The sequence below is a fragment of the Kitasatospora griseola genome (assembly GCF_044999035.1).
In the GTDB taxonomy this organism is placed as follows: domain Bacteria; phylum Actinomycetota; class Actinomycetes; order Streptomycetales; family Streptomycetaceae; genus Kitasatospora; species Kitasatospora griseola.
Genome location: NZ_CP173360.1, coordinates 4,683,545 through 4,707,534, shown reverse-complemented (window position 1 = coordinate 4,707,534; position 23,990 = coordinate 4,683,545). Strand labels below are relative to the sequence as shown.

At 74.5% G+C, this 23,990-nt stretch carries 18 protein-coding genes; 6 read left to right on the top strand and 12 right to left on the bottom strand.

Translation table 11 applies throughout. From position 1 onward, the window contains the following. The first annotated feature begins 67 nt into the window (after window positions 1-67). Window positions 68-682, top strand: a complete 615-nt coding sequence (locus tag ACI1MP_RS21410; RefSeq protein ID WP_404869270.1) for an HAD family hydrolase — start codon at window positions 68-70, stop codon at window positions 680-682. A gap of 54 nt (window positions 683-736) precedes the next feature. Further along, a complete protein-coding gene (locus ACI1MP_RS21405; protein ID WP_404869269.1) occupies window positions 737-1,555 on the top strand; it encodes an alpha/beta fold hydrolase in 819 nt (272 codons plus the stop codon). Between the two features lie 4 nt (window positions 1,556-1,559). Here ACI1MP_RS21405 and ACI1MP_RS21400 read toward each other — a convergent pair whose 3' ends face one another. The 4 genes from ACI1MP_RS21400 to ACI1MP_RS21385 all read right to left on the bottom strand — a co-directional run bounded on the left by ACI1MP_RS21400 (window position 1,560) and on the right by ACI1MP_RS21385 (window position 8,012). Then, complete coding sequence (locus ACI1MP_RS21400) at window positions 1,560-1,772, bottom strand: hypothetical protein (RefSeq protein ID WP_404869268.1); 213 nt, start codon at window positions 1,770-1,772, stop codon at window positions 1,560-1,562. Window positions 1,773-1,776: 4 nt separating this feature from the next. After that, entirely contained in the window at window positions 1,777-4,848 is a 3,072-nt protein-coding gene (locus ACI1MP_RS21395; RefSeq protein WP_404869267.1) for a DEAD/DEAH box helicase, read from the bottom strand. Window positions 4,849-5,139: 291 nt separating this feature from the next. Beyond that, window positions 5,140-6,951 (bottom strand): DUF2201 family putative metallopeptidase, encoded by a 1,812-nt coding sequence (locus ACI1MP_RS21390; protein ID WP_404869266.1) that lies wholly within the window; start codon window positions 6,949-6,951, stop codon window positions 5,140-5,142. Beyond that, window positions 6,948-8,012 (bottom strand): ATP-binding protein, encoded by a 1,065-nt coding sequence (locus ACI1MP_RS21385; protein WP_380335883.1) that lies wholly within the window; start codon window positions 8,010-8,012, stop codon window positions 6,948-6,950. The genes ACI1MP_RS21390 and ACI1MP_RS21385 overlap by 4 nt, the downstream gene beginning before the upstream one ends. Window positions 8,013-8,244: 232 nt before the next feature. Here ACI1MP_RS21385 and ACI1MP_RS21380 point away from each other — a divergent pair, with 232 nt between their 5' ends. Beyond that, window positions 8,245-8,853 (top strand): YceI family protein, encoded by a 609-nt coding sequence (locus tag ACI1MP_RS21380; RefSeq protein WP_043914951.1) that lies wholly within the window; start codon window positions 8,245-8,247, stop codon window positions 8,851-8,853. A gap of 73 nt (window positions 8,854-8,926) precedes the next feature. On the opposite strand, the gene ACI1MP_RS21375 is transcribed toward ACI1MP_RS21380, so the two are convergent. Continuing rightward, window positions 8,927-9,892, bottom strand: a complete 966-nt coding sequence (locus ACI1MP_RS21375; RefSeq protein WP_404869265.1) for a LysR family transcriptional regulator — start codon at window positions 9,890-9,892, stop codon at window positions 8,927-8,929. 113 nt (window positions 9,893-10,005) lie between these two features. Here ACI1MP_RS21375 and ACI1MP_RS21370 point away from each other — a divergent pair, with 113 nt between their 5' ends. Both ACI1MP_RS21370 and ACI1MP_RS21365 read left to right on the top strand, forming a co-directional pair. Beyond that, the gene (locus ACI1MP_RS21370) at window positions 10,006-11,205 is read left to right on the top strand and encodes an MFS transporter (RefSeq protein ID WP_380335876.1); all 1,200 of its coding nucleotides are present in this window, start codon (window positions 10,006-10,008) and stop codon (window positions 11,203-11,205) included. Between the two features lie 165 nt (window positions 11,206-11,370). Beyond that, a complete protein-coding gene (locus tag ACI1MP_RS21365; protein ID WP_404868813.1) occupies window positions 11,371-12,267 on the top strand; it encodes an IS982 family transposase in 897 nt (298 codons plus the stop codon). Between the two features lie 20 nt (window positions 12,268-12,287). On the opposite strand, the gene ACI1MP_RS21360 is transcribed toward ACI1MP_RS21365, so the two are convergent. Beyond that, the gene (locus ACI1MP_RS21360) at window positions 12,288-12,782 is read right to left on the bottom strand and encodes a GNAT family N-acetyltransferase (RefSeq protein WP_404869264.1); all 495 of its coding nucleotides are present in this window, start codon (window positions 12,780-12,782) and stop codon (window positions 12,288-12,290) included. A gap of 349 nt (window positions 12,783-13,131) precedes the next feature. Here ACI1MP_RS21360 and ACI1MP_RS21355 point away from each other — a divergent pair, with 349 nt between their 5' ends. Then, window positions 13,132-13,929 (top strand): TetR family transcriptional regulator, encoded by a 798-nt coding sequence (locus ACI1MP_RS21355; RefSeq protein ID WP_404869263.1) that lies wholly within the window; start codon window positions 13,132-13,134, stop codon window positions 13,927-13,929. Between the two features lie 7 nt (window positions 13,930-13,936). On the opposite strand, the gene ACI1MP_RS21350 is transcribed toward ACI1MP_RS21355, so the two are convergent. The 6 genes from ACI1MP_RS21350 to ACI1MP_RS21325 all read right to left on the bottom strand — a co-directional run bounded on the left by ACI1MP_RS21350 (window position 13,937) and on the right by ACI1MP_RS21325 (window position 23,952). Next, window positions 13,937-15,229: a GNAT family N-acetyltransferase gene (locus ACI1MP_RS21350; protein ID WP_404869262.1), complete on the bottom strand. Its 1,293-nt coding sequence runs from the start codon at window positions 15,227-15,229 to the stop codon at window positions 13,937-13,939. A gap of 109 nt (window positions 15,230-15,338) precedes the next feature. Continuing rightward, a complete protein-coding gene (locus tag ACI1MP_RS21345; protein WP_404869261.1) occupies window positions 15,339-16,607 on the bottom strand; it encodes a C40 family peptidase in 1,269 nt (422 codons plus the stop codon). Window positions 16,608-16,760: 153 nt separating this feature from the next. Beyond that, window positions 16,761-17,717 (bottom strand): hypothetical protein, encoded by a 957-nt coding sequence (locus tag ACI1MP_RS21340; RefSeq protein WP_380335861.1) that lies wholly within the window; start codon window positions 17,715-17,717, stop codon window positions 16,761-16,763. Between the two features lie 40 nt (window positions 17,718-17,757). Next, entirely contained in the window at window positions 17,758-19,479 is a 1,722-nt protein-coding gene (locus tag ACI1MP_RS21335; RefSeq protein ID WP_380335858.1) for a threonine/serine exporter ThrE family protein, read from the bottom strand. A 190-nt stretch (window positions 19,480-19,669) separates the two neighbouring features. Further along, window positions 19,670-22,003 carry a tetratricopeptide repeat protein gene (locus ACI1MP_RS21330; protein WP_404869260.1) on the bottom strand — a complete coding sequence of 778 codons (2,334 nt, stop codon included), beginning with the start codon at window positions 22,001-22,003 and terminating at the stop codon, window positions 19,670-19,672. Continuing rightward, window positions 22,000-23,952: an ATP-binding protein gene (locus tag ACI1MP_RS21325; RefSeq protein ID WP_404869259.1), complete on the bottom strand. Its 1,953-nt coding sequence runs from the start codon at window positions 23,950-23,952 to the stop codon at window positions 22,000-22,002. The genes ACI1MP_RS21330 and ACI1MP_RS21325 overlap by 4 nt, the downstream gene beginning before the upstream one ends. Window positions 23,953-23,990 lie beyond the last annotated feature (38 nt).

Here is a 23,990-nt window from a genome sequence, read left to right as displayed (position 1 = left end):
ACGCAGCGCCGTCCGGCCTCGTCCGCCCCGACGGAGTAACGTCCGTGCCGCGACGGAGGGGGACGCGATGACGGAACGACGGATCGACGCGGTGCTGTGCGACCTGGACGGGGTGCTGCGGATCTGGGACGACCTGGCCGAGGTCGACACGACCTGCGGCCTGCCGCCCGGCACCGTCGCGGGCGCGGCGTTCCGGGAGGAGCGCCTGCTGCCCGCCGTCACCGGGCAGGTCACCGACGAGCAGTGGCGGGCGGCCGTCGCGGACGACCTGGTGGCGGTGTGCGGCTCGGTGGAGCGGGCCCACGCCGCGGTGGCCGCCTGGGGGCGGCAGCCGTCCCGGGTGGACCCGGAGGTGCTGGCGCTGCTCACCGCAGCCCGGCGGCGCGTGCCGGTGCTGCTGGTCTCCAACGGCACCACCCGGCTGGAGGCCGACCTGGCCGCGCTCGGCCTGGACACGGCCGTCGACGCGGTGGTCAACACCGCCCGCCTCGGCGCGGCCAAGCCCGACGCCCGGGTCTACCTGGCGGCCGCCGCGCGGGCCGACGTCCCGCCCGGGCGCTGCCTGTTCGTCGACGACAGCGCCGGCAACGCGGCCGCCGCCGAGGCCCTCAGGATGCTGGGCCACCACCACCGGGGCGCTGCCGGGCTGCGCCTGGTCCTGGCCGGTCACGGGCTGCTCTGACCGAGGCGTGGAATTCCGGGCCGCACCGGTCCGCCGCGTGGCAGCATCCGCCGCATGACGATCTTTCCGGCGCACGACGGCACCGCCCTGCACTACGAGCAACTCGGCGACGGCGCACCGCTGGTGGCGATCCCCGGCGGTCCGGGCGCGGACGCCCGCTACCTGGGCGCGCTCGGCGGCCTGGACGCGCACCGCCGGCTGATCCGGTTCGATCCGCGCGGCAGCGGCCGGTCCGCCGAGCCCGCCGACCGGGCGAGCTGCGCGTTCGGCGCGCAGACGAAGGACCTGGAGGCGCTGCGCGAGCACCTCGGGCTGGACTCCTTCGACCTGCTCGGCCACTCCGCGGGCGCCCTCACCGCGCAGCGCTACGCCGCCGAATTCCCGCACCGGGTACGGTCCCTGGTGCTGGTGACCCCGGTCGGGCGGGGCGCCCGGGAGCCGGACGAGGCGGAGCTCGCGGCGATCCGGGCCGGCCGTGCCGACCGGCCCTGGTACCCGGACGCGGCGCGGGCGGCGGCCCTGCTGGCCGCCGGGGAGGGCGACCCGGCGGAGCTGCTCGCGCGCATCACCCCGTTCTTCTGGGGCAGTTGGGACGAGAGGGCGCGCGCCGAGGCCTTCGATCCGGCGTCGGCCCCGGTCGCGCCGTGGATGCGGGCTGCGTTCTACGCGGGCGCGGGCGAGGCCGCCCCGGTCGGCGTTCCGGTCCTGGTGGTGGCGGGCGAGCTGGACGGGATGATCGGCACCGCCCCGGCCCGGCTGGCCGCCGCGCACCACCCGCGGGCCCGGCTGGAGGTGCTGCCGGGCGTCGGGCACCGGCCCTGGGTCGAGAAGCCGGCCGAATTCGCCCGGCTGGTGGGCGAGTTCCTCGGCTGAGCCCTCAACCGCCTTCCACCAGACGGCGGTAGTCGGGGGCCAGCAGCTCGGCGAAGTCGCGGCCGCGGACGGTGAGGCCGCTCGGGCCGAGGTGGTCGAGGGCCGGGTCCGGGCGCTCCACCGGGGCGTCGGCCGGGCGGAGGGTGAACCCGCCCTGCCAGAAGGCGTCCAGGCACTGGTCGAGCGGGCGGTCGGAGTCGGCGGGGCGGTCCGTCATGGTGTCACTCCCCCACGGCGTCGGCGGACAGGGTGAGCAGTTCGCGCAGCTGCTCGGCGGGCAGTTCGGTCAGCCACTGTTCCCCGACGCCGACCACGGCGTCGGCCAATTCTCGCTTGGCCTGGAGGAGTTCGGCGATCCGCTCCTCCACGGTGCCGACACAGACCAGACGGCGGACCTGGACTTCGCGGCGCTGGCCGATCCGGTGGGCGCGGTCGGTGGCCTGGTCCTCGGCGGCGGGGTTCCACCAGCGGTCGAGGTGGATCACCTGGTTGGCGGCGGTCAGGTTGAGGCCGGTCCCGCCGGCCTTCAGCGACAGCAGGAACACCCTTGGCCCGTCCGGGGATTGGAAACGGTCGACGAGTTCCTGCCGGCGCGACGCGGACAGGCCGCCGTGCAGGTGGAGCACCTGGGCGCCGAGGCGGCGGCGCAGGTGCGGCTGGAGCAGCGTGCCGAACTCGGCGTACTGGGTGAACACCAGCACCCGGTCGCCCTCCGCCAGGGCCTCCCGAAGGAGCGCGACCAGCCGCTCGACCTTGCCCGAGCGGCCGCCCAACGGCGAGTTGTTGTGCAGAAGTTGGGCGGGGTGGTTGCAGACCTGCTTGAGCCGCCCGAGGGCCGCCAGCACCGCGCCCTTGCGCTCCACGCCGCGCACCCCGTTCAGGCGGCGCAGCAGGTCGGCGACCACCGCCTGGTAGAGCCCGGCCTGCTCGGGCGTCAGGTTGCAGCGGACGGTGAACTCCTGCTTGGCGGGCAGCTGTTCGCCGATCCCGGGGTCGCTCTTCAGGCGGCGCAGCAGGAACGGGCCGGTGAGTCGCTGGAGCCGGGCGGCGACCTCCCGGTTGCCGGACTGCTCGATCGGGACGGCGTAGCGCTCCTTGAACGACTCGGCGGTGCCGAACAGGCCCGGGTTGGCGAAGTCCAGGACGGCGTGCAGTTCCGCCAGGCGGTTCTCCACCGGGGTGCCGGTGAGCGCGATCCGCGGGCCGGAGCGCAGCGAGCGGATCGCCCGGGACTGCCGGGAGCCGCGGTTCTTGATGTGCTGGGCCTCGTCCGCGACCACCCGCCGCCAGCGGATCCCGCGCAGCACGGCGGCGTCCCGCTGCAGCACCCCGTACGTGGTGATCACCAGGTCGGCGGCCGGGTCGGGGGCGGTGCGGTCGGGGCCGTGGTGCAGGTGCACGCGCAGGGCGGGCGCGAAACGGGCGGCCTCCCGCTGCCAGTTGCCGACCAGCGAGGTCGGGCAGACCAGCAGGACGGGGCCGCGGGCGCCGCGGACCTGCTCCAGGGCCAGCAGGGCGAGGGTCTGCACGGTCTTGCCGAGGCCCATGTCGTCGGCCAGCACCGCGCCCAGCCCGAGCCGGCCGAGGGCGTCCAGCCAGGCCAATCCCCGTTCCTGGTACGGGCGCAGCTCGCCGGCGAAGCCCGGCGGGGGCGGGGTGCGGTGAGCGCCCGGGAGGCGGCCGAGGCGGCCCGCGAGCAGGTCGCCGAGCGGCCCGTCCGCGTGCACGACGGTGACCGGCAGCCCGTCGACCACCGCGCCGTCGTCCAGGGCGAGCCGCAGCAGCGTCGCGGCGTCCAGCTGCGGATCGTCCCGGCGGGCGGCCAGGAACCGCAGGGCGGCGGCCAGTTGGGCCGCATCCACCTCCACCCACTGGCCGCGCAGCCGGACCAGGCCCTGCTGGGCCCCCGCGAGCTCGTCCAACTCCTGCTGGGTGAGCGGCTGTTCGCCCACCGCGAGCTGCCAGCGGAAGTCCACCACGGCATCCCGGTCCGCCTGCGCGGCACGCTTCACCGCACCGGGCGCCGGACCGCTGTGCGCCGTGGCGGCCAGACCCAGCCGCGGGCGACGGCGCCACCACGCGGGCAGCAGCACGCCGTACCCGGCGGCGGTCAGCAACGGGGCGGCGTCCCGCAGGAACGCCAGTGCGCCCGCCCGGTCCAGGTCCACGCCGGTGGGCCGGGTGCGGTGCAGTGCGGCGCGCAGCTCGGGACAGAGCCGGGCGGCCCGGTCGAGTTCGGCGAGGTACGCCTCCACCGGGTCGCCGAGACTGCGGCTCAACGCCGCGAACCCCGGTCCGTCCGACCAGAGTTCGGCCGCCGGCAGCAGCAGCGACGGCCGGTCCGCGGGGCCGGCCAGCACGTCCAACCGCCAGTTCTCGTCCGGGGCGGCCCCTTCCGGATCGTCCGGCGCCGTCCCCAGCGGCTCCGCCAGTCGGAACGCCAGCCGGACCTCACCGGTGGGCTCCGTGCCGGCGGTCCACGCCGCGAGCCGCGACGCGGACTCGGGGTCGGGCGGAGCGGGGAGGCGGGGGTCGCTGCTGCGCAGGGCGGCCAGCCAGCCGTCCAGGTCGTTGCGCGGTTTTGCTTTTGACGATTCGTCAGCTTTGAATGCGGCGCGGGTCTCGTGGTCGGTGAGGGCGTCCAGGACGGCGGTGAACAGGGCGGTGCCGGTGCGTTCGGCGCCGTCCTCCGCACGGGCGATCGGCGGGCAACCGGCCGCGAGAGCGGCGGCCTCCCGGCCGGCCGGACCGTCGGGCGCGGGACGCCAGCGCGCCGCCCACCCGCCCGCCTCCTCGACCAGCGCGGGCAGCACCCGACCCCGTCCCACCAGCCGCCACGCCAGGTCGTGCACCGCCGTCAGCCACCGCAGCGACGCCCCGTACGCCAGCTCCGCCGTCCGGCCGTCGGCCAGCTCGACCGTGGTCCCGGGCCAGTACGGATCGAACAGCTCACCCAGCAGCTGCGCCGCCTCGGCCTGGTCGAACACCAGCGCCGGCACCCGCCACGCCTGCAGCACCAGCCCCTTCGCGGTCGATCCCACCGGCAGGTCCGGGGACGGCGTCGGCCGCGAGCCGAGCGTCGGCAACCGCAGGCTCATCCACCGCTCGGCCCCCCGCTCGGCGAGCCACGCAGGCCCCGGGCCGGTGGCGGCGAGCAGCCCCGCCACCTCGCTCGCCGAGCACGCGTACGGGTGCCGCGTCCCCTGGACGGTCCGCCCGGTGAAAGCCCCCGCATCCTCCGCCCACACCCCGAGCCGGCCGTCGGCCCGCCACAACGCGTGCAGGACGTACATGGGGACGGGGCCTCCGGGAACGAGAGTTGGCTGGGCCTCCACGATAGGTGTTGCGGGTGAGAACGCAGGCGGACGCGAAACCGGGGGCGCGTGGGGGAACCTCCCGGCCCGCCAGGGCTGGGGGAGAACCGCGCGAAGCGGAAGGCACCCTCCAGCAAGATCGCGACGCAGGACAATGACCTGCACGTGATCGCGACCTTGCGGACGGGCCTTGCTCGTCGCGCAGTTCCGCCCCTCGGCTTCGCCCGGGGTACCCTCCCCCAGCGCCCCTGGTTGTGCTCTCCCTGCTGTTCACGCCAGGTGGAACACCAGCCCCCGCGGGGTGAACGGCAACGTCGCCCCTCGTGGGATCAGGTACGCGTGTTCGCGGCGGGGCACGCGCACGACGTCGCATTCGGCGTCCGTGATGATCAGGACCGGTGCCGTCGGGGGGAAGTCCTGGGCGCGGGTGAGCAGGTCGATGCCGGGTTGGAGGACGGTGCCGCCGCGGCCGCGGAGGCGGACGCGGGAGGCGAGTTCGGCGACGGGGAGGTAGCCGATGTCGTGGGGGGCGGCGTCGCAGCAGACGAGGCGGGCGGCCGGGACGTCGCGGGCGGCGGCGTAGGAGGCGATCGCGCCGAGCGCCTTGCCGAGCAGGACGCGACTCATCGAGCCGGAGGTGTCGAGGACGACGCCGAAGGTGCAGCGCGGGGTCTCCTCCGGAGGGGAGTAGCGGCCGGCCCGGGGGATGTCGGGGCTGGAGGACTGCCGGCGGGACGGCCTCGCGTAGGACCGGAGGGGTTCCGGGCGGGGAACGAACTCGTCGAACCAGCGGGCGAGTCGGGCGTCCCAGGGCAGTGGGGGGTGGGCGAGTGCGCGGATCTCCTCGACGAGTCCGGCGGGCAGCAGGCCGCGTTCGCGGGTGTGCAGGTCGAAGCCCTGGAGCAGGCCGCGGCGGTAGAACTCGTCGAGGTCGACGTGGGCGCCGTGGCCGTCGCGGGGCAGGGGTTCGCCGAGGATGTCGCCGAGGCCCTTGCCGCGCAGGGTGGCGAGGCGGCGCAGGCGGCGCTGGTCGCGGACGATCCGGTCGTAGACCTCCTCCGCCGAGAGGCCTTTCAACTCGGGGTCGTGGAGCAGCCCTTCGGGCATCTCGCCGACGCCCATCTCGACCAGCCAGCCGTTGATGACGTAGTCGGCGGCGACGTTGAAGAGGTATGGGTCGCGGCCGCCGGCCCGGTCGCCGTGGCGGAGGGCGGCGTGCAGCATCTCGTGGGCGAGGATGAAGCGCCACTCCTCGTCGGTGTGGCGGCGCAGCGGGTTGAGGTAGATCTCGCCGGCCTCGGCGTTGACGGCGGCGACGGTGATGTCGTGGGCCCGGGCGAGTTCGGCGTCGGCGACCAGGGTGAGGCCGGCGGCGAGGCCGCCGAGCAGCGGGTAGCAGGCCACGAACCAGCTGAGCGCCCGTTCCCAGGGGCGCTGCGGGAGGCGTGGGCCGTCGAGGTGTTCGCGGCGGCCGGCCGCCAGGTCCATCGCGGCGGAGACAGTGCGGGTGAGGGCGTGGGCGAAGGCGAGCGTCCAGTCCTCGGGGTCGGCACTGGCGAACCAGGTGTGCAGGAGCTGGTCGGGGTTGTCGCCGTCGGTGCCGCAGGCCCGGTACTCGGCGGGGATGCCGTCGCGGCGCCAGCGGGCGGCGAGGGTCTCCTCGTCGCCGCCGGGCCAGGCGACGGGATGGTCGTCGGGGGCGCGGCCGACGTGGAAGGTGTCGAGGAAGCGGTTGACGACGGTGCAGCGGGCGGCGAGCTCGGCCCGGTCGGGCTGGGTGCGGGGGCCGCGGGCGGCGGGGAGGTGGCCGAAGCCGAGGTGGAGCAGGGCGTGGGCGAGGGCCCAGGCCCATTCCTCGGGTTCGGCGCGGCGGCGCCGGTTGGCGTGCAGGGTGCCGTTGGAGGTGACGACGACCCACCCGGTGGTGGGGTGCAGCGAGCAGTCCTCCTCGTCGGCGGTGCAGAGGGTGGCGGGGACGGCGTGGAGTGCCGGGTTGGACCGGGCCTTGGCGAGTCCGGCGGCGAACGCGGCCTTGACCGGGTCCTGTTCGGGCTTCTTCTCGGCGGGGCGGCGGGTGCTCACCGGCGGGCCTCGACCAGTCGGGGCAGGTCGCGGGCGGCTTCGATGAGGAACCAGGACGGCAGGACGGGGTTGCCGTCGGGGCCGTCGGCGATCACGGTCTGGGCGACCTCGACGGAGATCTCGGCGAGTTGGACCAGCAGCGACTTGGAGCGGTAGGCGTGCTGCCGGACGGTCGGCGAGGCGTGCTCCTTGCGGGCGGGCAGTTCCTTGACGAGTCGGCCGCGGAAGGAGTCGGCGAGGTAGTAGAGCAGGTCGCGGTCCTCGACCCGGCGCGGCCAGGAGGCGTCGCCCTTGAGGATGGCCTCCAGGCCGTACGCGTTGCGGACGATCTTGACGTAGCCGCAGAAGGCGACGGCGTGCGCGGGGGTGAGCAGGCCGTGCGCGAGGACCTTGAGGGTGTCCTCGTCGAGGCTCGCGCCGAAGGAGTGCAGCGCGTCGGAGAGCATGTGCCAGGCGCGCGGGGTGGAGAACGGCTCCTCGGTCTTGGGCGGGTTGGACCACAGGTGGTCGGGCCGGTCGGTGAGGTGGTCGGTGATCCACGGGTGGATGCCGTGCCCGGCGGCCCAGCCGAGCCAGTCGTCGGCGCTGGCCCGCAGGTGGACGTGGACCAGGCGGTTGAGCAGCGCGGACGGCATCGGGCGGGCGAGTGCGCCGTCGGTGGCGCGGTTGCCGGCGCCGATCACGATGGAGCCCGCCGGGAGTTCGTAGTTCCCGATCCGGCGGTCCAGGATCAGCGAGTAGAAGGCCTTCTGGACGTCCGGGGTGGCGGCGTTGAGCTCGTCCAGGAACAGGCAGTAGGGCTGGTCGCGGGCGATGGTCTCGGGCGGACAGAACCGGGAGCGGCCCTCGGGGGTGATCTGCGGGACGCCGATCAGGTCCTCGGGGGCGAGCTGGGTGCCGAGCAGCGAGACGCACTCCAGGCCGAGCGAGTCGGCGAACTGGTTGACCAGCGACGACTTGCCGATACCGGGTGCTCCCCACAGGAACACCGGCCGCACGGTGGCGAGTCCGAGCAGCAGCTCGGGGACCTGGGACGGCGACACGGTGACGGCTGACTGCACGAGTCTCCTCGGGAGGCGAAGGGGGGTTCGGCGGCCAGTGTGAACCGCCGGATCCACCCGGCGCACCCGGTTTTCCACCGCCCTCCACAGGCTGGGGACAACCGGTGCGCCCACCCGGATGGTTCAAATTTGGACTTCATGGTTGAAACTTGAACCAGATCGGGGTACGGTGAAGTCACCAACAAGTTGAAGCCTCAACAAACGGCTTCGACCCTCGCAAAGGAGAGAAGCCATGGGCATCTTCAACCGCAGCAAGAACACCGCCACCGCCGCCCCGGCCGCCGCCGTCCAGGGCCCGGACCTCGCCCACCTGACCGGCGACTACACCATCGACTCCACCCACTCGAAGATCGGCTTCGCCGTCCGCCACGCGATGGTCACCAACGTCCGCGGCGAGTTCACCGAGTACGAGGGCAAGCTGCACCTGGACGGCGCCAACCCGGCCGCCTCCACCGCCGAGCTGGTGATCAAGGTCGCCTCGATCCACACCAACCAGGCCCAGCGCGACGAGCACCTGCGCACCGGCGACTTCTTCGACGCCGCCACCTACCCGGAGATCACCTTCAAGTCGACCTCCGCCCAGCAGATCCACGGCGACACCTACCGCCTGCACGGCGACCTGACCATCAAGGGCACCAGCCGCCCGGTCGTCCTCGACCTGGAGTTCACCGGCGCGGCCACCGACCTGTACGGCGCCAACCGGGTCGGCTTCGAGGGCGGCACCTCGGTCGACCGCACCGACTGGGGCCTGACCTACAACGCCGCGCTGGAGACCGGCGGCGTGCTGATCGGCGAGAAGGTCAAGCTGACCCTCGACATCTCCGCCGTGCGAGCCTCCTGAGACCGCCTGTCCCGGCCGCCCCGCGGCCCCCGGTATCGCCCTCGCCGTCCCCCGCGGCGGGGGCGCCGCCGTTTCATCCGCGCAGTAGCGCAGCGTCCTCCGACGGCAGCCAGCTCCCCGGCGGCCGCGCCAACCAGCCTTCCGCGGCGGCGAGTTCGACCGCCGATTCGCGCAGGGCGGCCAGCCCCGGGTGACGCAGCTCGGGCCGGTGCACCAGACCGACCAGGCTGAGCGGCACCGGGTCGACCAACGGCCGGGCCACCCCGCCCGGGATGTCCGGCCCGTCCGTGGTGGTGAGGATCGGGCTGCCGTGCCGGGCCAGGTAGCGGGCGAACTCGGCGGCGCCGACCGGCGGAGTGCGGCCGGGTGCGGCGACCAGACCGTGTTCGGCGAGCAGCCGCAGGCCGAGGTCGGTCCACTCCGCGGTGTCGGGCTGCCCCGCGAACACGTCCACCGGATGCCCGGCCAGCGCGGCCAGCGGCACGGCGGGCAGCGCCGCCAGCGGGTGCTCGAACGGCAGGAACACCGCCATCGGCTCCAGCCGCACCGGGGTGTGCGCCAGCCGGGACCGCACGGCGGCCGGCAGTCCGGCGTACCGCCCGAACGAGGCGTCCAACCGGTGCGCCGCCAAGTCCCTTGCAGCAGCGGTGAGTCCGCCGCAGTAGCGGGCCAGCAGCTCGGCCTCCGGACGACGCCGGCGAGCCTCGGCCAGCACCCGCTCGGCGGTCAGTTCGCGGTCGCCGCCGGGGCTGTTGACGTCCACCAGCAGCGTCCTGGTGTCGCCGAGCGCGGTGATCTCGCCCTGGAGCTCCAGCAGCCGGCGGGCCTTCGGCAGCAGCGCCGCGCCCGTCTCGGTCAACTCGACGCTGCGGGTGGATCGTTGGAACAGCGCGCAGCCGAGTTCCCGCTCCAGCGCCTGGACGTCCCGGCTGACGGCCTGCTGGGCCAGGTGCAGCCGTTCGGCGGCACGGCCGAAGTGGAGGGTCTCGGCGACGGCAGTGAAGCTGCGCAGCAGGCGGGGGTGGAGGTCACGGGGCACGGCGGGAGATTAACAACAGAATCCGGTCGATCGGACGGATCAAGTGTTGGACCGCGCCCCGGCCCCGGCCCCAGGGTGGAGCCATCCCCCCTCCCCACTCCCGGAGTTGTGCGTTGTCGCTGCCGCTCGCCCGCTACCGCCCGGTGTTCGCCGCGCCGGGCGCCCTCACGTTCACCCTGGCCGGCCTGCTCGGGCGGCTCGCCCTGGCGATGTACGGCGTCTCCGTCGTGGTGCTGATCGCCGACCGCCGCGGCTCGTACGCGCTGGCCGGCGCGGTCTCCGCGGTCGGGGTGCTGGCCGGGGCGGCGCTGCTGCCGCTGCTCGGCCGACTGGTCGACCGGCTCGGGCAGGCCCGGGTCGCCGTCCCCGCCGTCCTCGCCACCGCGCTGCCGACGGGCGCGCTGCTGCTGTGCGTCCGCACCGGCGCGCCCGACTGGACGCTGTTCCTGTGCTGGGCGCTGTCCGGCAGCAGCCCCAACCTGGGCGGCATGGCCCGGGCCCGCTGGGCGCACCTGCACCGGGCCGACGCCGCCGTGCTGCACCGGGCGAACGCGCTCGAACAGTCCCTGGACGAGCTGTGCTTCATGGCCGGACCGGTCCTCGGCATGGTCCTGTGCACGGCGCTCGCCCCCGAGGCCGGACTGCTCGCCGCCTGGGCCCTGGGCACCGTCGGCACCCTGCTGTTCGCCGCCCAGCGCGGCACCGAGCCGCCGCTCGCCGCACCGGCCCAACCCTCCTCCGCGGCAAGGTCGTTGATCGGCACCCGGGGCTTCCCGGCCCTGCTGGCCGGGTTCCTGGCGGCCGGCGTGCTGTTCGGCTCGCAGGAGGTCACCACCCTCGCCTACACCGACGCGCTCGGCCGGCAGTCCGCCGGCGGCGTGCTGCTGGCACTGGTCGCGGCCGGGTCCTGCGCCTCGGGGCTGGCGTTCGGCGCGATCCGCCCACGACGCCCGGTCGCGGTGCGGCTGGCGCTCGGGGCGGGCGCGATGGCCGCGCTGATGCTGCTCCCACTGGCCGCCGGCCGGTCCGGGGCGGGCGTCCTGGTCCTCGGCGCGGCGCTGCTGGCCGCGGGCTCGGGCACCGCGCCGACCATGATCAGCGGGATGACGCTGGTCCAGGAACTCCTCCCCCCGCACCGCCTGAACGAGGCCATGGCGCTGGCCGTCGCCGCGATCCTGGTCGGCATCTCCACCGGCGCGACGCTCGGCGGCGCCCTCGTCCAGCACGCCGACCCCGGCACCGGCTACCTCCTGCCCTTCGTGGCGGCCGTCGTCGCCCTGCTCGCCGCCCTTCCGGCCGCCCGCAGGTCCTGAGGGACGAAAGGCGGGGTCAGCACCACCAGGGGCGCTGGGGGTACCCCCAGCGCCCCTGGTTTCGCGCCCGCCTGCTGTCACACCTCCTAGACGAGTAGTTCCGAAGTCGGTTGGGTTTGCCGGTTCTGCTCCGGGCATGCAGGAAGGGTGTCCAACATTCGGGTTGTGACGACCGAAGAGCTGGACACCCTCCTGACCGCACTCTACGTGCAAATCGACGATCACCTGCCCCGAACACGGGGGTTGGGCCGCCCGCCGCGGCTGACGGACTCCGAGCTCGTCTGCCTGGCCGTGGCCCAAGTGCTGCTCGGCCACCACTCCGAGGCCCGCTGGATCCGATTCGCCCACGCCCACCTGCGCGGCATGTTCCCGAACCTGCCCCAGCGCCCGGCCTACAACAAGCGCCTGCGTGCCGCCCGGCCCCTGCTCCAGCAGGCCGTCCGCGACCTCGCGAAGGCCACCGACCTGTGGGCCGACCCGGTGTGGATCACCGACTCCACCCCGGTCGAATGCGGCCGCTCCCGCGACACCGTCCGACGCTCCGACCTCGCCGGATGGGCCGGCTACGGCTACAGCCGATCCCACTCCCGCTGGTTCTGGGGCCTGAAACTCCACCTCGTGTGCACCCCGGCCGGACTGCCCGTCACCTGGGCCCTGGCCGGCCCGAAAGTCGACGAACGCGAGGTGCTGGCCGCGTTGATCGAGACCGAACCCGACCTCGTCCGCGAACGGCCCGGCCTGCTGATCCTCGCCGACAAGGGCTACGTCTCCGCCGAACTCGACCGCTTCCTCGACCAGCACGGCGCCCAACTGCTGCGACCGTCCTACCGGACCAGCACCCCACGCCCCGGCGAACACCTGCTGAAGTCCGTCCGTCAGCTGATCGAGTCCGTCAACGACACCCTCAAAGGCCAACTCGGCCTCGAACAGCACGGCGGGCGCACCATCGAAGGCGTCGGCGCCCGGGTCGGCCAGCGACTCCTGGCGATGACCTGCGCGATCTGGCACAACCGCACCACCGGCCGACCCGTCACCCGCTCACTCATCGCCTACGACCACTGACTGACTTCGGAACTACTCGTCTAGCGCCAGCCGTACTCGTACTCCGGCAGCGCGGTCCCGTCCGGGAAGTGCGCCGTGCCGCGGCCGGTCCGACGGCCGCCGTGGCGTTCGTAGAAGGCGATCGCGCGGCGGTTCGCGGCCAGGACGTCGAGGCGGACGGGCCGGTCGGGGTGGCGGGCGAGTGCCGCGTGGAGCAGGCGGGCGCCGAGGCCGTGGCCGGTGCGGTCGGGGCGGACGTGCAGGTGTTCCAGGCGGACGACGGGGCCGTCCGGGACGAGGTGGGCGAAGGCGGCCAGGGTCCCGTCGGGGTCGTCGGCGAGCAGCAGGGTGGGGGTGTCGGCGGGCGGGCCGTAGTCCGCGCTCAACCGCAGTTCCCACAGCATCTGCTGTGAGCTGTCGGCGGCGAGCGCCGCGTCCGGGACGAGTCCGGCGTAGGCGCTGCGACGGCTGGCGGTGAGCAGGGCGGCGACGGCGGCGGCGTCGGGTGCGCCGCCTTCGCGCAGGGTGGCGGGCATGTCGTCAGCCTTCCACACACCGGGGGTTGAACGCGTTCAGCCGGTGCCCTAGAGTCGCCCCCGAACAGTTTTGAACGCGTTCGAAATTGTCGGGCCCCGGTCGAGGAGGGGATCCGTCCGCGCGCCCGACGGCGGACGGAAGGCCGGGGCGGGGGGTGGCGCGCCCGGTGTCGGGGGGCACCGGGGCCGTCCGCCGAGTGCCGTTTCGCCCTCCCGGTCCGGAGTTGTCCCGGTCCGGGCTAGGCTCGGGTTCCACAGTGACTCGGCTCCACAGACAACTGGGGCGTAGCGAACGGCAGGCGGGGCGAAGGTGCCAGGAATCGACCGGGAACGGCCCCGAGGGGGCCCGGTGGGGTCGGGCGACGTGGAGAGCGCGGGCGACCGGAACGAGCCGGGCGGCGCTGCGCCCGCCGGCGAGCTCGCGGGCGGCCGGGCCCAGCCGAAGACGGACAAGAGCGAGGCCACTCGGGCCCTGATCCTGGAGACCGCGATGCGGATGTTCCAGGAGCGCGGCTACGAGAAGACCACGATGCGGGCGATCGCCGCCGAGGCGGGCGTCTCGGTCGGCAATGCCTACTACTACTTCTCCGCGAAGGAATTCCTGATCCAGGGGTTCTACGACCGGATGACGTACGACCACGCCGCCGACGCCCGCGCCCGGATGGCCGGCGTCAAGGACTTCTCCGAGCGGCTGGAGATCGCGCTGGTCTCCTGGCTGGACACGGCCGCGCCGTACCACGAGTTCTCCGCGCAGTTCTTCCGCACGGCCGCCGATCCGACCAGTTCGCTCAGCCCGTTCTCCAACGAGTCGCACCCGGCCCGGGCCACCGCGGTGGAGCTGTTCCGGGACGTCCTCCAAGGGTCCGAGCTCGCTCCCAAACTGGACGCCGAGCTGGTCGAACTCCTGCCCGACGTCCTGTGGTTGCACCTGATGGTCGTCGTCCTCTACTGGGTCTTCGACCGCACCGAGGACACCGAGCGCACCCGCGAGTTCGTCCGTCGGTCGACTCCCATGGCGGCCCGGGTGATCAATCTGTCGCGCTATCGGATATTCCGACCGATCGTCCGGGACGCCAAGGGGCTCATTCAGGATTTCATTCTGCCGACCATCGGAAAGACTGCCGTCAAGCAGCCTCCCGCCTCCTGAGGGCCCGTCAGAAGCTGTCGGGGTTCCAGGGGGCACGTGTCGGGCGGAACAGCTCGTCCGCCCGGGCGGCGACCCCCGGGGCGAGTTCGGTGAGGAGTGCGGCGCCGGCGAGCCGGGTGGCGGTCTCGGCGCCCAGGTAGAGGGTGCCGAGCGCACCGACGCCGAGTGCCAGATCGGCCGCGTCCTCGGTCGGGACAAGTCGGCCGGTGCCGTCGGCGGCGGTCTCCAGCGCCCAGCGGCCGGTCGTCCAGCCCTGCGGGTCGGTGACGTCCAGCACCAGGCGGCCGGCGGCCGGGTAGCTGCGGGCGGCGAACGCGGCGGGCAGGTCGAGCAGGCGCAGCCAGGTGAAGTCGGAGTCGTCCTCGTGCGGGCGGGCGCCGCGCGGGTCGTTCAGCAGCAGCGGCAGCGGGTCGTCGGGCCGCAGCTCGGGGACGACCACGTGACGCACCCAGTCGACGGAGAACGCGAGCTTCCACAGCGCGTTGGCGGTCTGCTGGTCGAGCGCGAGGAAGTCCCGGACGTTCAGCGGACAGTCCGGGTAGGCGCCGTCGAACTTCTCGTCGACGGTGTAGTTGATCAGGCCGGTGACGGTGCCGTCGGCGGTGCGGTGGAGGGCGGTGAAGCCCTCCTTCCAGTCGAAGCCGGGCAGGTCGAGGTCTCCGGTGCGCACCCGCCACCAGCGCGCCGGGCGGCCGATCGCGCCGGGCTGCGTGCCCTGCCAGCGTTCGTGCAGCTCGGGGCCGTACTTGCGGACCTCCTCCAGGGTGACGAAGTCGATCCGGTGCCCCTCGTGGACGGGCAGTCCGGCCCGCAGGCCGCCGCTGCGCAGCACGTCCACCCGCCAGCCGCCGCCGCGGGTAACGGGGCCGAAGCCGAAACGGCCGTAGATGTTGTACTCGGCGGCGATCAGGATCGCGGCGGGCAGCCCGCGCTCCCGGGCGGCCTCCAGGTCGTTGCGCATCATGCGGCTGAGCAGGCCGCGCCGGCGGTGCGTGGAGTTGACGGTGACACCGGTGACCGCGTCCACCGCCAGCCGGGCGCCGCCGGGGACGGTCAGCCCGATGTCGAAGCTGAGGAAGGTGGCCACGCAGCGCGGCCCCTCGGGCGTCGGGTCGGAGTGGTCGAACGCCGCCTGCATCCGCCCCGGTTCGAAGATGATCTCGCGCCACTCCTTCGCGACCGCGACGTGCGGCCGCAGGAAGCCCCGGGCGATCGCCCTGTCCCACACGGTGAGTTCGTCACGGGTGATCGGCCGGATCTCAATGCCCTGGTCGGCGCGGTGCTGTGCGTCATTGCCCATCCGGCCACCGTACGGCGGCCCCCCGGCCCCGTCACCCAATTTTCCGGCCCGCCCGCGCCACCCGTCCGACGGTGCGCCGGATGCTGTCCGGCACCTTGGACAGTGCCCGTCAGGGGCGGGCGTAGAAGTCGGGGCGGCCCATGATCCAGAGGCTGGCCTGCTTGATCGCGGTGCCGGGGCGCGGGGCCTCGATCATCTGGTCGTCGCCGATGTAGATGCCGACGTGGTAGATGTCGGCGGCGCGGCCGGTTTTGGTCCAGAAGACCAGGTCGCCGGGGCGGAGCCGGTCGTAGCTGACGGGGGTGGACTCGGCGTACTGGTCGGCGGCGAAGTGGGTGAGGTTCTTGCCGCCCTTGCGCCAGGCCATCATGGTCAGCCCCGAGCAGTCGTAGCCCTGCGGGCCTTCGCCGCCCCAGATGTACGGCAGGCCGATGACGGAGCGGGCGAACGCGACGGCGGCGGCCGCGTCCGCGGCGGACCAGGGCTGGTCGCGGTCCGGGACGGGGTGGTGCCGGGCGGCCTCGGCGGCGGCGCGGGCGGCCTCGGCGCGGGCGGCCTCCTCGGCCTGGCGGCGGGCGATCTCCTCCAACGCGTCCTGGCGTTGGCGTTCGAGGTCGACGCTGGTGTCGCGGGCGGCGGCGAGTTCGGCGAGCAGGGTCTCCTGGCGCCGGCCGATCTCGGCGACCTGGCGTTCCTGGTCGGCGAGCCGCCGCTGGGCGGCGTCCTTGGCGGTGCGGACGGTGTCGGCGGCGGTGCGGGCGGCGGCCTCGGCGGCGCGGGCGGCCTCGGCGGCGCGGGCGGCGGCCTTCGCGGTGCCGGTGGCGTCGTCGAGGATCTGCCGGGTCTGGGCGCCGGCGATGCCGACCGCGGCGGCCTGCTCGGACAGTTCACCGGGACCGCGGGCGCCCAGCATGGCGTCCAGCGCGGCGAGCTGCGGGGACGCGCCGCCCTGCCGGTACATCTCGGCGGCCAGCCCCGCGGCCCGGTCGGCGGCCCGGGCGCGGGCGGCCTCGGCGGCGGCGGAGCGGGCGGCGGCGGCCTTCGCCGCCTGCTGGGCCTTGGCGAGCCGGGCGAGGGCGCCGTTGTACGCCTCGACGGCCTGCTCGGCGGCCTGCCCGACCCGGTCGAGTTCGGTGCGGGCCGCGGCCAGCCGGGCCTCCAGGTCGGTGGCGGCGGCGGCCTTGGCGGCGGCGGCGGCCTTGGCCCGGGCGACCTCCTCGGCGGACGGGTACGCCTCGTCGCCGGGCGGGTCGTCGGCGGGCCGGACGGCCGCGTGCCGGACGGCGGGAACAGGGGCGGCGGGGGCGCTCGCGGCGGGCAGCAGGGCGAGCCCGGCGGCAGCGGCGAGGAGGAGGGCGGGGAGGAGCCTGCGCGGCATGACGGGTCCTTCCTCGGCGCGTTCCGACAGCCGGCGAAGAATCGAGCCGACTGTCCCATCACGTGACAATTCGGTCACGCACCGTCAGATTCTCAGACCTGACGGAGGGTCAGCGCCATCGAAATGCGACCACCCGGGTGAGATGTCCGATTGTCAGCGCGCCCGCTGCGGCGGCTTCCCCGTCCCGGCGGTGCGCGGCCGCCCGGCCCGGACGGTGCGGCGGCGGCGCTGGGCGCGGGCCCGGCGGTCCGGGTCGGTGGGCGGGGCGACGGCCCGCCGCCCGCCGGACGGCAGCGCGGGGTGGCGGTGGGCCAGCGCCCGGGCGGCCATCCGCTCGGCCACCGCGTGCGCCTTGGGGTGGCCGGCCGGCACCTTGTCGGGCGCTCCGGCGATCAGGTCGAACAGCCAGGTGCGCGCCCGGTCGGTGCGGGCGTGCAGCCGCCGCTCGCGCCGGTTCGCCCGGGCCATCCGCCGGGGGCGGTCCGCGTAGCGCCAGCGCGCCCACGGGCTGGACGGGCGGGCCAGCCGGACCGCGCCGATCCAGGACAGGCCGGGCACCATGATGCCGAGCAGCCCCGTCCACACCTTGCCCTTGAGCAGCGCGACCACGCTCATCACCGCATTGCCGGCGATCACTCCGACCACCCCCCACCGGGTGCTCTGCCCGGGCACCAGGCCGAGCGGCACGTACCCGGTGAGCAGCAGCGCGGTGATCAGGATGCCGAGGATCACCGCGTCCACCGACTTGCGGCCCTGCTCGCTCCAGTACACGTCGTCCAGGTGCAGGATCAGCGCGAACTCGTCCAGCACCAGGCCGCAGCCGATGCCGAAGGACAGGCCGAACCAGTCGATCCACGGGTGGCCGCCGTTGGTGGCGAACACGCCGATGCCGCCGAGCAGCAGGAAGCCCAGGCCGAACACCATGTGGTGGATGTGCAGCCCGCCGGGGGTGATGTTGCCGGGCCACCAGCGGACCTGGGCGCGGATCATCCGGGTGCTGAAGCGGATGCACACGAAGGAGGTGATGAACCCGACCAGCAGCAGGAACAGCGGCTGCTTGTGGGCCGCCACGATGTGCTGGTGGTAGCCGTCGAGCAGGGCACTGAGCATCGGGTGGAGCCTTCGGTTCGGTACGGGCGGCCGGGCCGGGTCAGAAGCCGCGGGTGCGCTTCGCGGCCCGGCGCGGGATGAGCAGGTGCGGGGCGTCCCGGTCGCTGGCGCCCGGGTTCTTCAGGAACAGCCGGGCCACCTCGCCGCCGAGGTTGACGCCGATGGCCAGCGCCATCGCCAGCGCCGCGGCCCGGCTGGCGGACACCAGCCCGTTCGAGGCGTGGCCCTGGGCGAATGCCAGCATGCCCAGGTACAGCGCCGAACCGGGCATCAGCGGGCCCATCGCGGCGGTCACGTACGGCAGCGCGGAGGACGCCTGGTAGCGGGCCAGCAGCTGACCGAACAGGCCGACCAGGCCGGCCGCCAGACCGGTCGCGACGATCGCGGAGATCCCCGCGTTGTAGACCAGCACCCCGTACGTGGACCAGCCGATACCGGCGTTCAGCACCACCATCGGCAGCGAGCGCCGGTCGGTCTGCAGCAGCATCGCGAAGGCCAGCGCCAGCACCATCGCGGCGATCAGCTGGACCGGCGGGGAGGCGTTGGTGCCGCCGATGGACTCGTCGGGCCGCAGCTTGGCGTTGTAGTTGACGCCGATGTACAGCACCAGCATCACGCCGATGACGATGCCCGCGACCAGGTACACCACCTCCAGCAGCCGGGCCGCGGCGGTGATGTAGAAGCCGGTCAGGCCGTCCTGCACGGCGGCGACCATGGCCCGTCCGGGCAGCAGCGCGAACAGTCCACCGGTGATCACCACCGAGCCGCGCAGGTGCAGCTCGTTGAAGGAGAGCAGGATGCCGCAGAGCGCGGCGGGCATCGCGGCGATCACGAACTGGTAGAACTCCGGCAGCCCGCGGCGGGCGATGAACGAGGCCAGCCGGTCGCCGACCACGGCCGCGACGAACGCCGCCCCGAACACCAGCCAGGCCTTGCCGTCTATCCTCCCGCCGACCAGGAAGGACGCCGCGCCGGCCAGCAGCCCGGTGGCCAGCGACAGCAGCCAGGCCGGGTACGGGTGCCGGTTGCGGCGGATCCCGGCGAGCCGGCGGTAGGCGTCGTTGACCGTGACCTTCTCGGCGGTGATGTCGGCGACCAGCTCGTACACGGCGGCCAGCCGGGTGTAGTCGGAGGTGCGGCGGCGCACCACCCGGTCCGCGGTGACCGGCGGGTCGATCAGCGACGGCTGGTGGGAGATCGAGATCAGCGTGAAGGTGACCTGCGGTTCGCAGTGGTCCAGCCGGTACGCGTGCGCGATGCCGAGCATCGCGGCCTCCACGTCCTCGGCGGCCTCGCCGCTGGCCAGCAGCAGCTCCCCGATCCGCAGCGACAGGTCGAGCACCCGGGGCACGTTGCGCTGGGCCTGCGCCCCGGCGGACGGGTGCAGCTCGCGCGGGCTCCGCTCGAACGCGGGACGCTCGGCCATGGGAGTGCGCAGCAGGGTCCGCATCCGGTCCGGCCAGGGCGCGTCCCCGGGGGCGCCCTTGTGCAGCTCGTTCAGGTCCAGGCCGTACGCGGGGGTGTAGCCGGCCGCGTTCCACTCCTCGGGCGTGAGGGTGTCCTGGGCCAGCGGGTTGCGGGCCCGGACGGCCTCCGCGACCTCGGCCGCCGGGCCGTGCCCGAGCAGCCCCTCGGTCTGCGCGGGCTCCGGCGCGTGCGGAACGCTGACGGGCCGTTCGATGGGCGGCACATCCGGCCCGAGCAGCCCTTCGGTGGGCGGCGCCTCCTGCGCAGGTGCACCCTCCGGCTCGCGTTCGGACACGACACTTCCTCCGCCACCCCGGCAGCCGCCCGGTCGGGCTGCCTACTGGCTCCACCTTGCCTGATGCCCGTCGGAGGAGCGAACAAGGGGTACCCACTCCCGGCGGGCCCGCAACGACGACGCCGGAACTCCCGGCCGGCCGGGGCGGCCCGCGGCCCGGGGAGCACCGGACCGCGGGCGGCGGCGCGGCCTACAGGTCGTAGGCGTCGATGGTCTCGCGGTGGCGGGTCAGGTCGGCGCCGGCGGCCTCGGCGAGGGCGGGCCAGGCGAGGGGGTGGGGCCAGGCGGCGGTGAGGTCGGTGAGGAGGGCGTCGGCCTCCTTGGCGGAGGCGGTCGGGGGGACGCCGAGGGCGGCGTAGACGCCGGGGAGGGTCTCGCCCTCGTGGTGCGGGTCGGTGATCCGGTACTGGTCGCCGCTGTACGCCCAGACCGCGTACCCGGCCTCCTGGAGGGCGCCGCGCAGGGCGTACCAGGTGTCGTCGTCGGGGCAGCAGCCGTCGATCCAGTAGGTGGTGAAGCCGGCCGGGTCGAGCAGGGCGAGGTGCTCGAAGACCGGGTGCCAGCTCTCCTCCTCGCCGGGCTCGGGGTGGTCGTTGAGCAGTGCGGGGGCGAACACCACGACGTCGCCGTGGTTGAGGTCGTGGTCGTCGCCGAGCACCGGCAGCACCCGGGCGGTGGCCGGGCCGGTGCGCAGTGCGGGGAGGTCGACGGTGGTGCCGTTGTGGCGCGGGGCGCGGATCTCGATCAGCTGCCACTCCTCGTCGACCGGGCCGCTGTCCTGGTCGAACTCGATGCCGAGCCGGGCGCCGGCGGCGCGGACGGCCGGCCAGTCTCGGTTGGCGGTGGCGGCGGTGATCAGGTGCCACAGGTCGGGGGTCTGGACGGTGCGGTGCTGCTCGTCCTCGCCGGCCTCGGCGGGGTCGAGGGCGTGTTCCAGCAGGTCCTGGTAGAGCCGCTGGGCCTCGGCGTGGTCGCCGCGGCGGGTGGCGGCGCTCGCCGCCAGCCGGCGGGTGTTGAGCGCGTCCGGCTCGTGGGCGAGGACGGCGGCGCACTGTTCGCCGACCTCGGCCCAGCGGCCCTGGGCGGCGGCCCAGCGGGCGCGCAGCCAGTGCGCGTCGGCGGGGGCGGCGGAGAGCCGGTCGGCGAGCCGGTCGACGCCGTCGCCGTCCTCGGCGTCGATCAGCAGTTCGCCGAGCATGCCGGTCAGGTAGTCGCTGCCGGGGTCCAGTTCGAGCTGGGCCCAGAGCAGTTCGGTGACGGCCCGGGCGTGGCCGAGGGTGCCGAGCGCGCCGGCCAGGTTGAGCACCAGGACGGTGTCGGGGGTGTCGGCGGCGGCGAGGGCGGCGGCCAGCAGGTCGGCGCCGGTCTCCGGCTCGGGGCGGTTCTCGGCCAGCCACTGCGGCAACTCGTCGGCGGGGACGGGCAGTTCGGGGTGCGGCAGGGCCTCGGCGGCGGCCCGCAGGGCGGCCACCTGCTCGGCGACGCCGTCGGTGCGGCGCAGTTGGCCGAGCTTGCGTTCGCCGGTGCGGGCCAGGATCAGGGCGACCTCGCGGGCGCCCCGGGCGAGGGCGAGCCGGCCGGCCGCCAGCGCCAGGACCAGGCAGGGGCGGTGGGAGCCGGCCAGGTCGAGTTCGCCGGCCCAGCCGGCCAGCCGGGCGCCGAGGGCGGCGTCGTTGGGGAACTCGCCCGCGGCGACGAGCAGTTCGACGGCGGCGGTCCAGCGGTGCCGGATGTCGGGGTAGCGGTCGGCCTCTTCGGCAGCGGGCAGCAGTTCGAGCGCGGGGCCGGTGCGGCCGAGGGCGGCGAACTGCAGGGCGCGGCCGACGGCGAGCTTGCGGCGGTCGTCGTCGTCGAGCCGGTTCCCGGCGGCGACGTAGGCGTGTTCGGCGGTGTCGTAGGCGTCCAGGGCGTCCTGGTGCCGGCCGAGGCGGTGCAGGGCGGAGGCGCGGCTGTGCGCGAAGGAGAGCGAGACCTGTTCGCCGGCCGCCCGGATCCGGGTCTGCGCGCGGTCGAGGTGGGTGAGTGCGTCGGCCGGGCGGCCGTCGTCCTCCAGGGTGTCGGCGTACTCCCGGGACAGGCAGTCGAAGCAGGCCCGGGCGGGTTCGACCCGCTCCAGGGTCTCCTCCAGCACGGCGAGCCGCTCGGGCACGTAGCCGGGGCCGTCGATGTTGGCGTGGCAGATGGTGAAGTCCTGGACGGCGCACACCGACTGCGGGCAGGAGGCGGTCTCCTCGCGGTGCGCGAACTCCAGCAGCGACACCGCCTCGGACATCGCGGCCTCGCCCTGGTAGCGCTTGTTCAGCAGATTCTGCAGCCGCCAGTGCCGCAGGAAGACCTCCACCCAGGGCAGGCCGAGCGCCCGGGCCGAGGCGAGCGCCTCGGGGTACATCGCGTCGAGTTGCTCGTTGCGGCCCTCGACGGCGTGGCCGGCGATCTCGACGAGCGCGTCGGCGAGCCGGTGCTGTCCGGACTCGGCGAGCTGGCGGTGGGTGTCGTGCACCCAGGACCAGATGTCGGTGGTCATCGTTCCTCGTCCCCCTGCGGAGTGTCTGCGGAGATGGTGTCGGGTACCACCGACAGGCCGTCGGCGGGGACGGCGGCGGTGAGTGCGGCGACCGCCGTGGAGACGCCGCCGAGGGCCGCGGTCAGGTCGCCGACCGCCGAGCCGGACGCCGCCGCCATGATCACCTTCAGGGAGCGCAGCAGCGCGGCGGCGGTGGCCGCCCCGGTGTGGCCGGCCCGGTAGGCGGCCAGCAGGTCGTGCACCGCGGGCGAGGCCAGGTTGAGGTAGAGCCGGGCCTTGACGGTGCCGTCGGTGCGCGCGGTGAACGCCCGGGCCAGGCGCAGCGCGGCGGACGGGATCCGGGCGTCGGCCCGGTCGTCCTCGATCCGGGCCTTGAGCTCGGCCTCGCGGTCGGGGACCAGCACCAGCGGCAGCCCGGGCGGGTCGAACCGGGCGGGGACGAGCTGTTCGCCGTCGTCGGTGAGCGCGGCGCTCAGCCAGGCGTGCTGTTCGGCGGGCAGCGGCAGGTCGGGGGCGCGGAACAGTTCGCGGTTGCCGCTCTCGCTGCCGAGCTCGACGATCCGGCAGTCCCGCAGCTGCGCGTAGCGGCGCAGGAACGGCAGCACCGCGTACCGGTCGCCGCGGGCGATCGGGACCTGCATGGCGCGGTACAGCATCTCCTCGAAGCCGCCGCCGCTGCCGAGCGCGACGTGCACGGCGCCGGAGCCGGCGGCGCGCAGGGCGCCGGCGGTGAGTTCGCCCTGCGAGGTGGGGACGGGGACGTCGTCGGCGAGCAGGGTGAACAGCCGGTCGTCGCAGAGGGCGGCGCCGAGCAGTTCCTGGCCGTGCCGGGTGAGGATCCGCCGCCAGGCGGCGGGGTGCAGCCTGGCGGTCTCGTACAGGCCGTCGACGATGGCGTCGGTGAGGGCCTGCTGGAGCGCCCGGTAGTGCTCGTCGCGCTGCAGGTCCTCGCGGCTGGCGGTGGGGGTGAGCCGGGTGGACTCGACCACGCCGCCGATGAAGCCGGCCCAGCTGGGCAGCAGGTCGCGGGCGTCGTCGGCGAGCAGCATGCCGCGCAGGTAGACCGCGAGGTCGCGGTTGTCGCTGGAGCCGTACGTCCCGCCGTCCTGCACCCAGAGGAGTCCGACCGCGTCGGTGCGGTCGTCGGCGGGCTGCACGGGGAAGGCCGTCAGTGGTTCGAAGCTGCGGGCGAACGCGGTGGCGAAGCGCATCCGGTGCAGGTGGGGCGAGCCGGTGACGTCCTGCCGCCAGGGCACCACGACGTTGTTGACGGGCCGGTCGTCGTCGCCGACGAACACGTCGATGGGCAGCAGCACGCAGTACCGGGCGAGGACTTCGCGCAGCGCCTCCTCGTCGGCGAGGTGGGCGTGCTCCGGCTTGAGCCGCAGCGTCACCACGGTGCCGGCGGCGGCGCGGGGCGCGGCGGGCTCCACGCTGTACTGCTCGCCGCCGCGGCTGCGGTAGGTGTGCGCGAGGTGCGGTTCGCGGTGCGAGGCGGTGGTGACGGTGACTTCCTCGGCGACCGAGAAGGCCGACAGGAAGCCCAGTCCGAACGCGCCGATGAGTTCCTGGTTGCCCGTCAGGTCGCGCAGCATCCGGGTGTAGCCGGTGCCGACGGTGGCCAGGTAGGCGTGGATCTCCGGTTCGGTCAGCCCCGCCCCGTTGTCCTCGATCGCCACCGTCCGGGCCGCCGGGTCGCCGGTCACCCGGATCAGCGGCCGGTAGGCGCCCTCCGGGTCCTCCAGCCTGCGCCGGGTGTGCGAGTCGTGGGCGTTCTGCACGAGTTCGCGCAGCGCCACCAGTGGCGTCGAGTAGAGGTGCGTGGCGAGCACGCCCACCAGGCCGCCGAGGTCGACCTCCGTGGTGCGGAGATTCTCCGACTTCTCGGACGCGGGAAATTCGACGCCACTTCCGTCGGCGCCGGAAGCGGGGGGAAGACCATCAGCCATGAGGCCTCAGTGTGCCAGTACGACAATCAGGCGACCAC

What these genes read in the sequence shown, in the direction of transcription:
- ACI1MP_RS21360 (WP_404869264.1), bottom strand. Translation starts at nt 12,782, where the DNA reads ATGCCCGCCACCCTGCGCGAAGGCGGCGCACCCGACGCCGCCGCCGTC.
- ACI1MP_RS21345 (WP_404869261.1), bottom strand. Translation starts at nt 16,607, where the DNA reads ATGCCGCGCAGGCTCCTCCCCGCCCTCCTCCTCGCCGCTGCCGCCGGG.
- ACI1MP_RS21325 (WP_404869259.1), bottom strand. Translation starts at nt 23,952, where the DNA reads ATGGCTGATGGTCTTCCCCCCGCTTCCGGCGCCGACGGAAGTGGCGTC.
- ACI1MP_RS21340 (WP_380335861.1), bottom strand. Translation starts at nt 17,717, where the DNA reads ATGCTCAGTGCCCTGCTCGACGGCTACCACCAGCACATCGTGGCGGCC.
- ACI1MP_RS21400 (WP_404869268.1), bottom strand. Translation starts at nt 1,772, where the DNA reads ATGACGGACCGCCCCGCCGACTCCGACCGCCCGCTCGACCAGTGCCTG.
- ACI1MP_RS21395 (WP_404869267.1), bottom strand. Translation starts at nt 4,848, where the DNA reads ATGTACGTCCTGCACGCGTTGTGGCGGGCCGACGGCCGGCTCGGGGTG.
- ACI1MP_RS21410 (WP_404869270.1), top strand. Translation starts at nt 68, where the DNA reads ATGACGGAACGACGGATCGACGCGGTGCTGTGCGACCTGGACGGGGTG.
- ACI1MP_RS21330 (WP_404869260.1), bottom strand. Translation starts at nt 22,003, where the DNA reads ATGACCACCGACATCTGGTCCTGGGTGCACGACACCCACCGCCAGCTC.
- ACI1MP_RS21380 (WP_043914951.1), top strand. Translation starts at nt 8,245, where the DNA reads ATGGGCATCTTCAACCGCAGCAAGAACACCGCCACCGCCGCCCCGGCC.
- ACI1MP_RS21350 (WP_404869262.1), bottom strand. Translation starts at nt 15,229, where the DNA reads ATGGGCAATGACGCACAGCACCGCGCCGACCAGGGCATTGAGATCCGG.
- ACI1MP_RS21405 (WP_404869269.1), top strand. Translation starts at nt 737, where the DNA reads ATGACGATCTTTCCGGCGCACGACGGCACCGCCCTGCACTACGAGCAA.